The 14762-nt window shown below is 57.6% G+C and carries 12 protein-coding genes; all 12 read left to right on the top strand.

The features are described 5' to 3' along the window. Positions 1 to 133 precede the first annotated feature (133 nt). The 12 genes from QA596_01025 to QA596_00970 all read left to right on the top strand — a co-directional run bounded on the left by QA596_01025 (position 134) and on the right by QA596_00970 (position 14756). A complete protein-coding gene (locus QA596_01025) occupies positions 134 to 754 on the top strand; it encodes a hypothetical protein (protein MDG5766028.1) in 621 nt (206 codons plus the stop codon). Positions 755 to 842: 88 nt separating this feature from the next. Next, the gene (locus QA596_01020) at positions 843 to 1457 is read left to right on the top strand and encodes a hypothetical protein (GenBank protein ID MDG5766027.1); all 615 of its coding nucleotides are present in this window, start codon (positions 843 to 845) and stop codon (positions 1455 to 1457) included. Continuing rightward, entirely contained in the window at positions 1457 to 2014 is a 558-nt protein-coding gene (locus tag QA596_01015; protein MDG5766026.1) for a hypothetical protein, read from the top strand. Before QA596_01020 ends, QA596_01015 begins: the two co-directional genes overlap by 1 nt. A 444-nt stretch (positions 2015 to 2458) precedes the next feature. Next, on the top strand, positions 2459 to 2986 hold the full coding sequence (locus tag QA596_01010; protein MDG5766025.1) for a DUF4402 domain-containing protein: 528 nt from the start codon (positions 2459 to 2461) through the stop codon (positions 2984 to 2986). 480 nt (positions 2987 to 3466) lie between these two features. Continuing rightward, entirely contained in the window at positions 3467 to 4306 is an 840-nt protein-coding gene (locus QA596_01005; protein ID MDG5766024.1) for a hypothetical protein, read from the top strand. 586 nt (positions 4307 to 4892) lie between these two features. Beyond that, positions 4893 to 7919, top strand: a complete 3027-nt coding sequence (locus QA596_01000) for a hypothetical protein (protein MDG5766023.1) — start codon at positions 4893 to 4895, stop codon at positions 7917 to 7919. A 154-nt stretch (positions 7920 to 8073) separates the two neighbouring features. Continuing rightward, positions 8074 to 9570 (top strand): hypothetical protein, encoded by a 1497-nt coding sequence (locus QA596_00995; GenBank protein MDG5766022.1) that lies wholly within the window; start codon positions 8074 to 8076, stop codon positions 9568 to 9570. Then, the gene (locus QA596_00990; GenBank protein MDG5766021.1) at positions 9567 to 10130 is read left to right on the top strand and encodes a hypothetical protein; all 564 of its coding nucleotides are present in this window, start codon (positions 9567 to 9569) and stop codon (positions 10128 to 10130) included. Before QA596_00995 ends, QA596_00990 begins: the two co-directional genes overlap by 4 nt. A 96-nt stretch (positions 10131 to 10226) precedes the next feature. Then, positions 10227 to 11210 (top strand): GTPase ObgE, encoded by a 984-nt coding sequence (obgE, locus tag QA596_00985; protein ID MDG5766020.1) that lies wholly within the window; start codon positions 10227 to 10229, stop codon positions 11208 to 11210. Next, entirely contained in the window at positions 11191 to 12390 is a 1200-nt protein-coding gene (gene dprA / locus QA596_00980) for a DNA-processing protein DprA (GenBank protein MDG5766019.1), read from the top strand. The genes obgE and dprA overlap by 20 nt, the downstream gene beginning before the upstream one ends. A gap of 72 nt (positions 12391 to 12462) precedes the next feature. Then, the gene (locus QA596_00975; GenBank protein MDG5766018.1) at positions 12463 to 13050 is read left to right on the top strand and encodes a DUF3109 family protein; all 588 of its coding nucleotides are present in this window, start codon (positions 12463 to 12465) and stop codon (positions 13048 to 13050) included. Next, the gene (locus QA596_00970; GenBank protein MDG5766017.1) at positions 13047 to 14756 is read left to right on the top strand and encodes an RNA polymerase sigma-54 factor; all 1710 of its coding nucleotides are present in this window, start codon (positions 13047 to 13049) and stop codon (positions 14754 to 14756) included. Before QA596_00975 ends, QA596_00970 begins: the two co-directional genes overlap by 4 nt. The last annotated feature ends 6 nt before the right edge of the window (positions 14757 to 14762 follow it).

Raw genomic sequence — 14762 nt, 5'->3', positions numbered from 1 at the left:
TTAAATCCATCTAATAAAACACCTCTGGGAATTAATCCATTCTAACTGCCGTTTCGGGGGTTATTCCTTATATTTCACTCGAAAACAACCTACAAATCCATACACCTGTCCGCAGGTGCAACACGGAGAAGCTTTGAATCTTTTTTTGCCCTTTTTTCTGATTATCCGGCGCAAGCGGTCCGGCTGCTTGAACGGCTCCCTTAGTGGTGGCCTGGCGCGGCTGTTACCACCCGCCGTAATGGTCCTCGCCGTGCTGCTTTTTCTGCCGTCGGTCCCGGCCCTGGCCCAGAACGGGTTCAACGGCAATAACGATGATGTGACGGCGACGATTTCGGTTTCGGCGTCGGTGACGGCCACGACCGACATGGAGGTGGCGATGATCACCCTGCGCGATATCGTCCTCGACCGGCAGGTGACCAGGGAGGAGGAGATCGTGGTAGATCCGATGACCAGCATCAATGCCGGACAAATGCGCGCCGAGGGCGAACCCAACGCGGAGGTCCGCATCAGCTTTCTGCAGGAGCGGGAACTGACCCGCATCGGGGGCGGCGAAACCCTCACATTTTTCTATGAAGTGGCCGGCAACGACATCGACGATCAGCCTTCGTCCGAACTGCTGGAACTGGAGAACCGCGATTTCCAGCTGAACGAAGATGGCGAGTATTACTTCTGGATCGGCGGCCGCGTGGACATCCGCGGGGCGACCCAGGGCGCCTACGACGGCGAGTTTACGGTAGAAATCGAGTATCTGTAAGTACCCGCGGCCTCAGGTTCTCGTTGGCGGAGAGCCGGAAGCGCTGTATATTGACCTCCTCACACCATCTGCTGCAACCTGAATTGCCATGGCTTCAACGCACCGACATACCGCAGTGACACTGGCAGGCTTGCTCTGGCTGACGGCTGCGGTGCCGGCCGCCGCGCAGATCAATTTCGGCGACTACATCCCCGAAGATGATCCCATGGGCCACTATTCGCTGGTGCTCACCCCCCTGAGCGGCAACGATGAACTTGACTTTGGTTTTTTGATTTCGGGTGACGGGCTGGTTGAAATTGATATTAACAGCGAGGATGTGGTGATTGTCGAGATCGAGGGGGTCAGGTACCTGGATGTGTTTGTGACCCTGGACGCGCCCCCGTATCTGACACTCGGCGGGCTGCCGACGACCGAAGAGAATGAGCGGATGGAGTTTACCCTGCAGGGGGCGTATGCCAACCAGGGCAGCGGCAATACCACCCCGGCGTTCCGACAGCTGTTTACCGGCACTTCGGCCCGTTTTCCCATCTTTCGCAGGACGGGAGGGCCTCCGGGTCCGCCGCCTACCCCGCCGCACTCGGGCTATGTGCCACCCCGAGAAAGCGCCTACCTGTTTCTTGGCGGCTCCATTGAGGTGGGTGAGAGCCAGGACGCCGGGTTCTATTCGGCGGAAATCATTATCGAAGTCTCCTACGATATCTGATGGCTGTTACCATCCATAGTGCCCGCGGCTGCCGGTGCAAAGCGTTGCTCTTTGCCGCTTTGGTGGCGGTGATGCCTGCTATCGCGGAAGCGCAATTTTTGCGGCTGTCGTTCGAGATTGATTCGGAGCTGACGGCCGAGGAGATGACGCCGCTCAACTTCGGCGCGGTGGTTCCCAACTCCGGCATTATCCGGATTGAGCTGGGCGACCCGAACATGGGCACATACGCGATTACGGGTCCGCAGAACCTGATGGTGGACGTTGTACTCGAAATTCCGGAATACCTGGAGTCGGCGGAGGCGCCGGAATTCCGGGTGCCGCTTACGCTGGATGTCGGCTTCGCCAACCGCAACCAGAACAACATTGACCATCTGCAGCCGATTACCGGCGCTGCGGCCCTGTTCCCGATAAGGGAGGACGCGCCGCAGCAGGCTTCGCCGGATACTCCTGTGCCGGTTGCCACGGCGTATATTTATGTGTACGGGGAAATCGATGTCGGCGACATTCCGGCCGGTGTGTATGATGCCGAGGTGTTCATGGCCGTGGAGTACCATTGACGGGCCGGTGTGACGGCCGGATGGATGTGAGGCTGAAAAAAAAGCAGGCAATTTTGCCGAGTTCTGGCAGAACTCGATTGATTAGGATATGCAAAATCAAGTGGTTGCAGAAAATAAAAAAACCTGGATGTTTTTTCCAGATAATATTTTAGGCTTATCATTAAAAAAACCAATAAATAATGCTACAAAGCCCTGTAATATTAATAACAATTAACACTTGGGTTTTCGGTGACGGAGTGGGCATTAAAAACAGCAGAAATATTAGAGAACACTAATAATAAAGTGGCTATTGCGCTTGATTTGCGCGGTTTTCATTAATGAATAATAATTAGGATGCAGGAATTTTGCACAGTAATTTTAGGTTGAAATCTACACAAACTGAATCAAAAGTTTTTTATCACACACACGATCTTTTAACGATCACGAACTAAACGGAGAAGAAAAATGAAATATACAAGCATAATAACTTTGGTGTTTTTCCTCGTAATTTCAGCAAGTACGGTAGCTGCTCAGTCAACAGAAGTCTCTGATGATATTGTGGTAAGAGCAGGTATTAATGCTGCGCTGACACTTACTGGGGAGAGAGCTTTGGATTTTGGTAGTGACATTACTGATGGTGATTCAGATGCAGTTCTTACACCTGACAATTCAGGTGGTATTGATTCTGAAATTAATACTGGAACAGGTGCTGAAACAGGTCAGTTTGACCTTTCCGGGGTTGATGAGGCAACAGTTGTATTGACATTTGGAGATGTTACGCTTGAAGGAAATGCAACTAATCAGACAATTAATTTTGTGCCGATGATTGTACAAAACGGTGGTGGTGCAATTTTGACCACTGAGACAGCTGACTTAGATGCAGGCGGTGATGCTACATTCTGGGTTGGTGGAACATTGGAGATGGAAGATGAGGATATTGATCCGGATTTCTTCAGCGGTGAATTTACCCTGACTATCGATTACGAATTATAGTTTCATCTGTTGGTCAACTTTCGAAAGGCTCGGGTTTGAGAAGATAACTCGAGCCTTTTTTTGTGTAACGATAAACGTTGTGTGCGTTTTCCTTTGTAGTGAATTCAGAAGCATAGGTCATACATGTCATTAGAGCTATTATATGCATCAGTAAGCACCGACAACATCGATACCTTCTGAGAGTACTTTTTTTCTTAGCGTGAGTACTTTTATTCTAACGTGATAGTCGTTTCACAGTCTTACTATAACGCCTTTTCTCAAAAACAGAATTAAATCCATCCCGTTGGTTGCAACAATTCAGGTCCGTAAACGGGCCGTATTTCTAGTATTGATCCTCTTTGAGTCTCGGGTTATATGCTTTACAATTATGCCACTTTTTTAGTTGCAACATTTGTAAGCTTTGATTACGTTAGCGATATTGTAATACAACGGGTTACCCGCAACGGGAGCTCTTATTATTGGCACAAAATTGGCCCATCCATGATCCCTCTATTCAAGCGCGCTGGCACGTTTTTCTTTTTGCTTGCCGGACTACTGCTTAAATCGGCGGTGGCGCAGGTCACCATCGCCCCGACCGCCCTGTTTATCGATGACCAGACCCGCTTTGGTACGTTCCTCGTCATCAACGGCTCGGATCAGACCCAGGAGGTGGCCCTGTCGTTTGAGTTCGGCTACCCCGATACCGATGCCGACGGCAACAGCTTCATGAATTATGAGGACGAGGAGGCGAAGGAGCGCTACTCCATCGCCGAGTGGGTTCGCGGATTTCCGCGCAATTTCACCCTCCAGCCCGGTGAACGCCAGACCGTGCGGCTCACCGTGCGTCCGCCCGGCGATATCCCCGACGGCACCTACTGGACCCGTATCAAGACCGCTTCCAATCCCGCCGTGCCCGATATCGACGACGAAGTGGCTGAAGGCGTGCAGGCCCAGATCACCTTCCGCTTTGAACAGGTGACCGCCGGCTTCTACAAGAAAGGCAGTGTCACCACCGGCGTGCAGTTCCGGAACCTGACCGCCTCTCTGGAGCAGGATGACGTTGTGGTGCGCGCTGATGTGGAGCGCACCGGCAACTCCCCGTTCCTGGGCTCACTGTTCCTGACCGTCACCGATGCCAACGGCAACGTCGTCCACGAACGCCGCAGCTCGACGACCGTATACATGGACGCGGTACGTCGCGTCTCGTTTGACGCCTCCGACCTCCCCTCCGGCAGCTATACCGCCGATGTGCGCTTCGAAACCCGGCGCCCCGATGTTTCCTCAGGTGACATTGTGCAAGGCCCCCCGGTCTCCGAATCGGTCACTTTTACCATCCCGTAAGTACCAGACGCCCCGGCCACCGGGCCATGCACAGGCCCGGTACCCTGCCACTGGCTATTCATAAATCATTAGCCACACTGGCTGCATATCCATGCACAGGCCCGGTTCCCTGCTATGGTCTCACTGCCTTACACTTATCTCTTCTTCGAGAACACACCCCCGGTGTATTCCTCCCCCATTATATTTTCTTAATTCCTGGGACGCCCGATAAGCGAAAAACGGACGTTTTATCCCCGAAATCAGGGGGAATGCGCCTGAAAAGCGCACAACTTTAAGAATGGTTAATATTCGGGGCCGTTTATGTAAAAACGCATAGGCGCGGCGCCTCAAAACACCGGATCTTCATCTGCTCCAGCCCGTTTTCCAACCGTTGTCGTTAGAACAATCTAACCGCCATTCCGGTGAGATTCGGCACATTTTTTCCGATATTGCTGTTTATTGGGCAAAAGCACTGGAACAGGCTGCCAAAGGCGCCGTCTGTCTGTTTGTATGTATTGAATCAGTGCCGAAAATCCAGTCATTTTTCCATCCACCCGGTATCCCGGTACTGTTGCCATCCGGCACGTTTGGGCCGAACCCGTTTACAATGCATTATCCACCCCTGTTACTGTCACTCCTGATCGGCTTCATGCTGCTGCTCTTGGCACCCGCTGCCGGAGTGGTGACAGGCGGCACAGGCGCGGTGGTATCGATAGCGCAGACACCCGCGGAGCCCGACCGCGAAGAGGTGTTTCTCTCCTTCCGGTTTCGCGGAGTGGGAGATGTGGTCATCATCGGTATGTACTCCTACGACACAGATCGCATTTACCTGCCCACCACCGAGCTGTTTGACCTGCTCGAAATCTACTATCAGTTGGATTCGCAGAACCTTCGCCTCCACGGCCATTATCTGGAAACCGACCGCCCCTACGAAATCCACTTCCAGAACCGTACCGCCACCCTCGACGGCGAACAGACCGCCTTTACCGCGGATGACATGCTGATCGACGAGCTGGATTTCTACCTGCTGCCCGAAGTGTTTGACGAGGTATTCGGACTCGAATTCACCGTGGATATGAGCGGCCTGGTAGTACGCCTGAACACCACCGACATCATGCCGGTCGTTCGGCGGATTGAACGTGAAAGGCGCCGGGCCCGGGCCGAGCTGGGGGTCCGCGAGCGCCGGCTCTTCCCGCAGGAGTTTGAACGCGACCGTCAGCTTCTCGGCGGCGGCTTCCTCGACTATTCGCTTACCGGCAATATCACCGATCAATACAACAGCTACAGCTACACCGCCAGCATCGGGGCCGAATTCCTGGGCGGCGACGTGCAGGGCAACCTGTTCGGATCCTGGTCGGAGATGTCCAGCAGTTTTACCACCAGCGGCCTCCGCTGGCGCTACGCAATACACGACCAGCCCGCCATTACCCAGATCCGGCTCGGGCAGCACCGCACCGAAGGTCCGCAATCCCGCCAGTTCCGCGGGGTCCACCTCACCAACCAGCCTATTGAGCCGAGGCGCACGCTCGACGAATTCGTCTTTCGCGGCACCGCCCCGCCGCAATCCGAAGTGGAACTGTTCATCAACAACCGCCTGATCGATTTTGTGGAGGTGGACGAGCTGGGCAATTACCGGTTTTCCGTGCCGCTGACCTACGGAAGCAGCAATGTGCGCATCATGATTTATGAGCCCGACGGCAGGATTCGGGAAGAGGACCAACGCATCCAGGTACCGTTCACGTTTCTGCCACCAGGCGAGTTCACCTATCATCTGAGCGGCGGGCAGATGGATCAGCCGGTGTTCGGCGCCGAAGATGACTCGGGGGTGGCCTCGGCCGAGCTCGCCTACGGTGCGACCAACTGGATGACCGTGCGTCTGGGCAGCGAATACCTCACCGAAGTGCATGACGTGCGTCCGCATCTCTACGCCGGCATCTCCAGCCGTATTATGGGAAGGTATCTCGCCAACATCGACATCGCCCCCGAGGCGTACTACCGCCTGTCGGCTAGTGTGGTCTACCCCAACTCCATGAGCTGGGATGCCAGCTACACCTACTACGCCGCCGATGATGGCCTCTACAACATCGGCCGCTATGACTACGAGGCGCGCGCCAACCTGTTCATCCCGATTGAGATTGGTCCGGTGCCGTTCAACTTCCGGGTAGGCGGCGACCGCCAGGATTTCGGCACGGGCAGCACCAACCGGCTGCGCGCCGACCTCGGCATGCGTTTGGGGCGTGTCAACCTGCGCGGCGGGTTCCGCAACACCTACCGGATGCTGGGCAGCGACCTGCAGTCCACCGACGGCAGCATCCGTACCACCGCCTCCTACTCGGCGCCGCGCGCGCGCTCCATACCCGCCATCATCCGGGGCACCTACCTGCGCGGGCAGCTCGACTACAGCATGCGGCGCGACCAGTTTGAACGGCTTGATCTCCAAATCTCCCGAAATATTTTCGGCGGCGGGCGGCTCCGCTTCACCTTCTCCCGCAACCTGGTGACCGGCTTCAACACCATCGAGGGCGGCCTCTCGTTCGACCTGAACCGCACGCGCTCCACCTCGACTGCGCGCACCAGCCGCCAGGGCAGCTCCTTCCGCCAGAACTTCCGCGGGTCGATCGGCTACGACGACTACCACAACCGGCTGGTCCTCGAAAACCGCCAGCAGGTCGGGCGCTCGGCCGCGTCCATCCGCCTGTTCACCGACAACAACAACAGCGGCACCTTCGACGAAGGCGACGAGCTGATCCGCGCCAACGCAGTACGGCTCGACCGCTCCGGCCAGAGCCGGCTCCACAACGACGGCGTCATCCGCGTCACCCAGCTTCAGCAGTATTACCGGAACAACCTGATGGTCAATGTAGGGGCCATCCCCAATCCCATGCTGGTTCCGGTGATCCGCGAATTCTCGTTCGTATCCGACCCCAACCGGTTCAAGCCCATGGACATTCCGTTTTACATGAGCGGGGTGATCGAGGGCATGGTGCAGCGGCGGGAAGGGGAGACCGAGCGCGGCCTCGGCGGGGTGCGGGTGATGCTCCGGCAGGTGGACGGTGACTTCCGCGAGACGATGCGGACCTTCTCCGACGGTTCCTATTACGCCATGGAGATCCCCCCCGGGCGCTATGAGGCGTGGGTCGACACCACACAGCAGAATTTTCTGAATGCCCGCTCAGAGCCGCCGGTACTCCAATTTGAAGTGCAGGCACTCGCGCACGGCGATTTTCTGGAGGGCCTGAATATCATGCTGCTGCCGCGGGAGGCGCCGGAACCCGAACCCGAGCCAGATCCGGAGCCCGAGTGGGATGAGGAGCAGCTGGCACGGGCCCTGGCGGGGCAATCCATGGAAGCCATCCGCCTCTATGTGAGTGCGCAGGAGGCGTTCTACCGCGGTCAATTCGGCGCGTCACTGGAGCTGATCGACGCCTCGCTGGAGCGTTACGAAACCGACTACGGACTGGCGCTCAAGGGCTCGTTACTGTTTGTTCACGGACGGCGTGAGGCGGCGCAGCAGTACTGGGATCGTGCCGCCGAACGCAGCCCCGAACTGGAGATCCCCGATGTGGAGGAACTGGAAAGAATCATTCAAGCAGGTGAAAACGGAGATTTTGATTTTTCTGAAATACGAGACTGATCGTATGTATTTGTCTATGCAGCAGCATTTTCGGGCTGCCGGAGAGCAACAATTCCCTGGAAGTAATTCCGGCAGATAATAATATTCAGCCATCGAAACCATTGTCCAACCAATGATACCGAAACCATTAGTCCAAAAACGACGGTTTACAGGCGTGATTGCGATCTTGCTGGCATCCGTAACCCTGACGCCGGCTGTACAGAGCGCCGCGGGCCAGGCTCGTGTGTCGATCACCGAAACCCTGGAGCGGCATGACGGCGCCGACTTTTTCATCCATACGGTGCGGCCGGGGCAGAACTGCTTCGGCATTGCCCGGGCCTATCGGGTATCGCCGGATCGCGTGCGCGCCATCAATCCGCAGTGCGGGGAGGGCCTCGCTGCAGGCAGTACCCTTCGTATTCCGGTGACCGCCGCCAATCAGGCGCTGCTTGCCGCCGCCGATGAAGGCGACCGGACCGCAGTCCGCCGAAGCGACCTCTCCGACGGAGAGCTCACCGCCCTGGAGACCATGCAGCTGGAGCAGCAGCTCTACGAGGTGCTTACCGAGGCGATCAACCGGTTTTTCAGGCCGGAGGACTATATGCTTAGAATCGGAGTGGAAATGTCGGTGCGCACCCTGCGCCGGGAAGTGCCCGTTGCCGCGGCCCCTGAAGAGACCGCAGAACCCGAAGGACGACTTCCGGGCCTGCCGTTTGTCCCGCGTGACCTGATTCGTGAGCGCGAAACAACATCGCGGGTACAGCAGGAAGGTGTCGAGGTGGTGGAGACCCGCGTACCCGAACTGGAGCGGATGCACATCCTTGTGCGCGTTGATTCGATGCTGACCGAGCAGGATCTCGAGCTGATGCGCGAGACGGTCACCTCCCGCATCGACATAGATCCGGAGCGCGGCGACACGTTCGAGTTGGTCAGGCGGAATCTGCGCACCGAAGAGCCTGCAGTGGCCGAAGCGCCCGCCCCCGAAGGTCTTTTCGCCGATTCCAACCGCCTCTTCTACCTGATGCTGGCTGCCGCCGTATTGCTTGCGCTGCTTTTGGCACTGCTGGTCTGGTACCTGATGGTCATGCTTTCGCGAAAAAAAAAAAAAGAAGGCCGACACGCGGTAGCGGGGGGAAACGTTCATGACAGCATTGAACACGAGCAGCAAATGGCACTGGCCTCCACCGCGAGTGCCGCTTCAACCGGCTTCTCCATCCTCCACACCTTTAATTTTGTGCACTACCTGAGCGACGAACAGCTTATGGAGCTTCTCTCATCCGAAAAAGAACGGGTTAAGGCGCTGGTGCTCAGTCACCTGCCCGATGACCGCAAAAGCGGCGTGCTTAAAAAGTATGGTATGGAAGAAGCCGGCCGCATTCTGTTTTCGTTGTCGCAGGTGCGTAACCTCACTTTCTACGAATACGAGAAAATCGCGGCGCGTCTCTCAAACAGGGGATTTCAGTCAGTTGGAGGAGAGACACAGATCACCGACCGGGATGTGGAACAAATGGCGGCGATTATCGGAAGAATGCCTGAGATGGAGCGGGAAACGTATATCCGGCAGCTGGAGTCGCTGGTCACGGAACTGGGCGAAAAAGTGCGCGAGGCCCTTCGGTCATATGAAGACCGCCGACCGGAATTAGGAGAAGGCAAAACCGTGGGGAGCGAATGATTGGGTTAAAAAGAACGGCTGTTGCCGTGATGATGGTGGTGATGGCCGGCGGCGTGGTTTCGTGCACATCGACCAGCCAGGTGCCGCTTTCCATCCGGAACGCGCAGGAACGGGACGTGGCCGATACCACGCGTATGGCGAACGGGGCCGATGATCGGGATGCCGATACACCGCTGACGGAGGAGGAGCGCGAGCAGGAAGAGGCGCGCCTGGAGGAGCTGCGCCTTGCACGTGAACGCGCGGCCGAAGAGATACGCCGGCGGGAGCAGGAGCTCGAAGAAAACTATTTTGAACGGACCAACAAGTCGCTTTCACTCTACGTGAAGGCGCAGACCGCCTATTTTTCCGGGGATTTCGATACCGCCCTGGAGCTGGTTCGAGAGGGGATCGCCGTCAACGACTCGCCCGACCTGTATGCCCTGAAAGGGTCGATATACTATAGTATGGGTCAGGGTGAGCAAGCCGGGCGCTACTGGCGCCGGGCCGTCGACGCTGACGGAGAGGTCGTTTGCGATATGTACCCCGGATTGCGCTCCTGGTATGAGGAGCGTAACCGGTGAGGCTACAAATCTGCACCAAATAGCCCGGTTTGGAAACACCGTATTGCGTAACTTTGACCTGGCGTTTATAGTGGCCCACCCGATATTTGTTTTTTTATGAGATTTGCCGACTACGCGAAACTGTACCTCACCGCAGGAAGCGGCGGACCCGGAATGGCTCATTTCCGGAGGGAGAAGTATGTGCCCAAAGGAGGGCCCGACGGCGGCGACGGCGGCGACGGCGGCAACATCGTCCTGGAGGGCAATTCCCACATGAACACCCTGCTCGACCTCCGCTACCGCAAATTCCTGAAAGCCAAAAAGGGGCAGCCGGGCGGCTCTTCCCTGAAAACGGGAAAAAGGGGGGAGGATGTCGTGCTGCCCGTGCCGCTGGGTACGGTAGCCTACGAGCATGAAACGCGCCGGTTTCTCGGTGAGGTGATAAACCACGGCGACCGGCTGGTGATCGCCAAAGGCGGCAAGGGCGGCCTCGGCAATGCCAATTTCAAGACCGCCACCAACCAGACTCCGCAATACGCCCAGCCCGGTGAACCCGGTGAGGAGATCGTCGTGGAGATCGAGCTGAAACTGATCGCCGAAGTCGGCCTGGTCGGTTTTCCCAACGCGGGAAAAAGCACGCTGCTCTCCGCGGTTTCGGCGGCCCGGCCCAAAATCGCCGACTATCCGTTTACAACGCTGGAACCGAACCTGGGCGTGGTCCAAATGCCGGACCACCGCAGCTTTGTGATGGCCGACATTCCCGGTATCATCGAAAAGGCGCATGAGGGCAAGGGCCTCGGACTCACCTTCCTGAGGCACATCGAGCGCAACAACGTGCTGCTGTTCGTGATCAGCGGCGCGAACGATATCGCTGCCGAATACCGTATTCTTTGTGACGAACTTGGTGCCTACCGCAAGGACCTGCTCGACAAGCCGCGTATGGTCGCGGTCACCCACATGGACCTCTTTCCCGGTCATGAGCTGGAACAGGAGGTGTCACTGGATGTGCCTTTGATCCCGGTCTCGGCCGTGACGGGCCACCAAATGGACCGGCTGAAGGAACAGATCTGGGAGCTGCTTCATGGAAACCGAACGCCCTGACCGTCTGCCACACATTCGGGCACTGCTGGCCCTGTCGATGATTCCCTCCCTGGGCGCGGCCAAGATCGGCCGGCTGGCCCGTGCTTTTTCGCCCCTCTCATCGGTGTTCTCCATGGATCGCAAGGCGCTTACCTCGGTGCCCGGTATCGGCGGATCAATCGCCGGGGCCATCCGGGCGTTCCGGCAGTGGGGCCGCGTGGACGCGGTGCTGGAACAGGCGGAACAACAGGGCATTGAGCTGCTTGTCCCGCAGGATCCCGACTTCCCCGCGCTGCTCCGCGAGATCCCCGATCCGCCGCTGATGCTCTGGGTGAGGGGAGCCCTGGAAGCGCTGAACAGGCCGGGCCTGGCGGTTGTCGGCACAAGAAATCCGTCCACCTCCGGACGCGAAGCAACCGTCCGGTTTACCCGCGAACTGCTTGAAGCGGGCGATCTGGCCATCATCAGCGGACTGGCACGCGGTGTCGACACCCTCGCGCACCGTACCGCCCTGGAACAACAGGGATGCACCGTAGCGGTTTTGGGATCCGGAGTGAACCGTATCTATCCGGCCGATAACACCCGCCTGGCGCACAAAATCATTGAAGGAGGCGGGGCGGTTGTGAGTGAATATCCGCCGGGAAGCAAGCCCGACGCCCATCACTTTCCGGTTCGTAACCGGATCGTCAGCGGGATGGCCCTTGGAGTGCTGGTCACCGAAACCGGTCCGCGGGGCGGAAGCCGCATCACCATCGACAAGGCGCTCGACCAGGGCCGGGAGGTGTTCATTGTGCCGCATGACATACGACGGCCGTCGGGGTACGGCTGCAATGTGTTCATTCAGCGGGGATGGGGAAAGCTGGTAACCTGTGCCGCGGACATCCTTGAGGAGCTGCCGGGATACACCGGGCACACGGCCGGGCCTTTGCCGGATGATGCCGCGGGATCCGGCGGGAACCACCCTGCATTTGGTTCAAAATCCATCATGCGTACCCGTATCACGGGACCGGAGGCATGGCATCGGGCGGCCGGGGGGATGGGAGAGCGCCTCTGCCGGGAACTGGACGGCCGGGAACGGCAGATAGACGAACTGGCGGCTGCGCTGAACAGGCCGGCACCGGCACTGTTGTCGGTTTTGCTGGAACTGGAGCTGGCGGGACTCGTGGCCCAGAAGCCGGGTAAAAAATTTACAGCCGCCTGAAAGTGGGTAACTACCCATTTTTTGCTTATTTTTAAGCAGTTTCAAGGAATCCGATAACCAGACCGGTTCTTCATGTTCCAGGTGCAGCATACCATTATTTCCGATGATGTCGCCACATTCCGCTTCGCATGCGATCTGCTGCGTTGCAAGGGGGCATGCTGTGTTGTGGGCGATGCCGGCGCCCCGGTTACGCAAAATGAAATTCCGGTACTGAACAAGGCCTGGCGGACCCTCCGCGACGAAATGCGGCCCAGGGCCCGGCAAGTGGTCGATGTCCATGGCCTCATACGCAACCGTAACCGCGATCCCGAGCTCAACTGCACCGACGGGGCGGAGTGCGTATTTGTGACCTATGACTCCAACGATGTCGCCGTATGCGGCATTCAGAAGGCCTGGCAGGAAGGGCGTTTCAACTGGATGAAACCGCTCAGCTGTCATCTGTTCCCGGTGCGCGTCATGAAAGTCGGCAACCGCGAATATTTGAATATGGAGTATGTCCCCTCCATCTGCAGTCCCGCCTGCGATCGCGGCGCCGCGAAAGGCATTTACCTGGCGGATTTTTTGAAGGACGCCCTTGTCCGCGCTTACGGTGAAGCCTGGTACGAAGAATTTCGGGTCGCGTGCGAAGAGGTGCGTCAACGAATCGGAGTAGCCGTATGATACGCCCTTCACAATCCATACGACAAACGCAATCGTTGCAGCAGCGCCTGTCGCCGCAGCAGATTCAGTATATCAAGCTGCTGCAGCTGCCCACGCTGATGCTCGAGCAGCGGGTCAAGCAGGAGCTGGAGACCAACCCGGTCCTCGAAATGGAGGACGAATTTGACGAGCAGACCGGCGAGGAGCAGACCGATCATTCTGAGCAGGCCGAAGGTGCGGACACCAGCGAAGAGGAGAGCTCCGGGGATACCGGCGACGAGGACGTCGCGGCGGTTGATGAAAACGATGAGATCGACTGGGATTCTTTTTTCGCCGATGACGACCAGGAATACGTGCCCGCTTACAACAGGGAGCAGGAGGACTGGCGGGATCTCCCCAAACCCTACCGCACCAGTTTTACCGAGCAGCTGGAACGGCAGGTGGAACTGCTCAACCTGGACGAGCGGCAGCAGAAAGTTGCCGATCAGATCATCGGATCCATCGACTCGGACGGATACCTGCGCCGTGACCTCGACGCGATCATCGACGCGGTGGCGTTTAACGACGGGGAGCTGGTTACCGGTGCCGAAGCCGAACAGGTGCTTCATCAGATTCAGCGGCTCGATCCTCCCGGAGTGGCCGCGAGAAGCCTCCAGGAGTGCCTGATGATTCAGCTGCAGGTTATGGAGACTTCCCACCCCAGCCGGAAATGGGCCATGGAGATCCTGGAAAAAGCCTGGCCACTGTTTGAGAAAAAGCACTATGACAAAATCCGGCGCAAGCTGAACCTGACAGAAACGCAGTTGCGGGAAGCCAACCAGGTGATTCTGCTGCTCGATCCCAAGCCGGGCGAATCGGACGAATACCTCAATCCCGATCAGTTTATCGTACCCGATTTTGAGGTTTACTTCGAAGAGGCCCTGGATGGATCCGATACCGAGGCCGGTGAGTTTGTCATCCGTCTGAACAACCGGAACATGCCCAATATCCGCATTTCGCGTCATTACAAAGAGATGTGGGACGCCATGGGCGGTCCGCGCAGGCGGGGTGGCGAGCCCGGCAATGGCGGACGGGGCACCCGTGCGGGCGAAGTTCCGGGAAGCGGTGAGCAGGATCGAAGAGATCATCCACAGAAAAGCGGACACCCGGCAGCCGGAACACCACGGGACGCCGGTGGAAGGGAGACAAACGGCGAATACGAGTCGAGGGAGAGCAAGGAGGCGCGTGAGGCCAAGGAGGCGCGGCAGTTCATACGTGACAAGATGGAGTCGGCCCGGTGGTTTATCGATTCCATCCAGCAGCGGCGGAACACGTTGATGTCGGTGATGCGCACCATCGTCGCTCTGCAGGAGGAGTTCTTCCGGACCGGCAAGGGCATCCGTCCGATGATTCTGAAAGATGTCGCCGAACGGATTCAGATGGATATCTCGACCGTATCAAGGGTGGTCAACGGAAAGTATGTGCAGACGCCGTTCGGGGTGTATGAGTTGAAATACTTCTTCACCGAGGGGCTGGAGACCGATACCGGGGAGTCCGTGTCCAACCGGGAGATCAAGAACATATTGCTGGAACTGGTCACCAAAGAGGAAAAATCGCGGCCCCTGAGCGATCAGGCGCTGGCCGAGGCTCTTGAGCGGAAGGGGTATCCCGTGGCCCGACGGACCATCAGCAAGTACCGGGAGCAGCTCAATATTCCGGTGGCACGCCTCCGCAAAGACCTCGGATGAAAAGTA

Source organism: Balneolales bacterium ANBcel1, from assembly GCA_029688905.1.
In the GTDB taxonomy this organism is placed as follows: domain Bacteria; phylum Bacteroidota; class Rhodothermia; order Balneolales; family Natronogracilivirgulaceae; genus SLLW01.
Note: the sequence above shows the minus strand (reverse complement) of the source record. Positions and strands in the feature narration are given on the sequence as shown.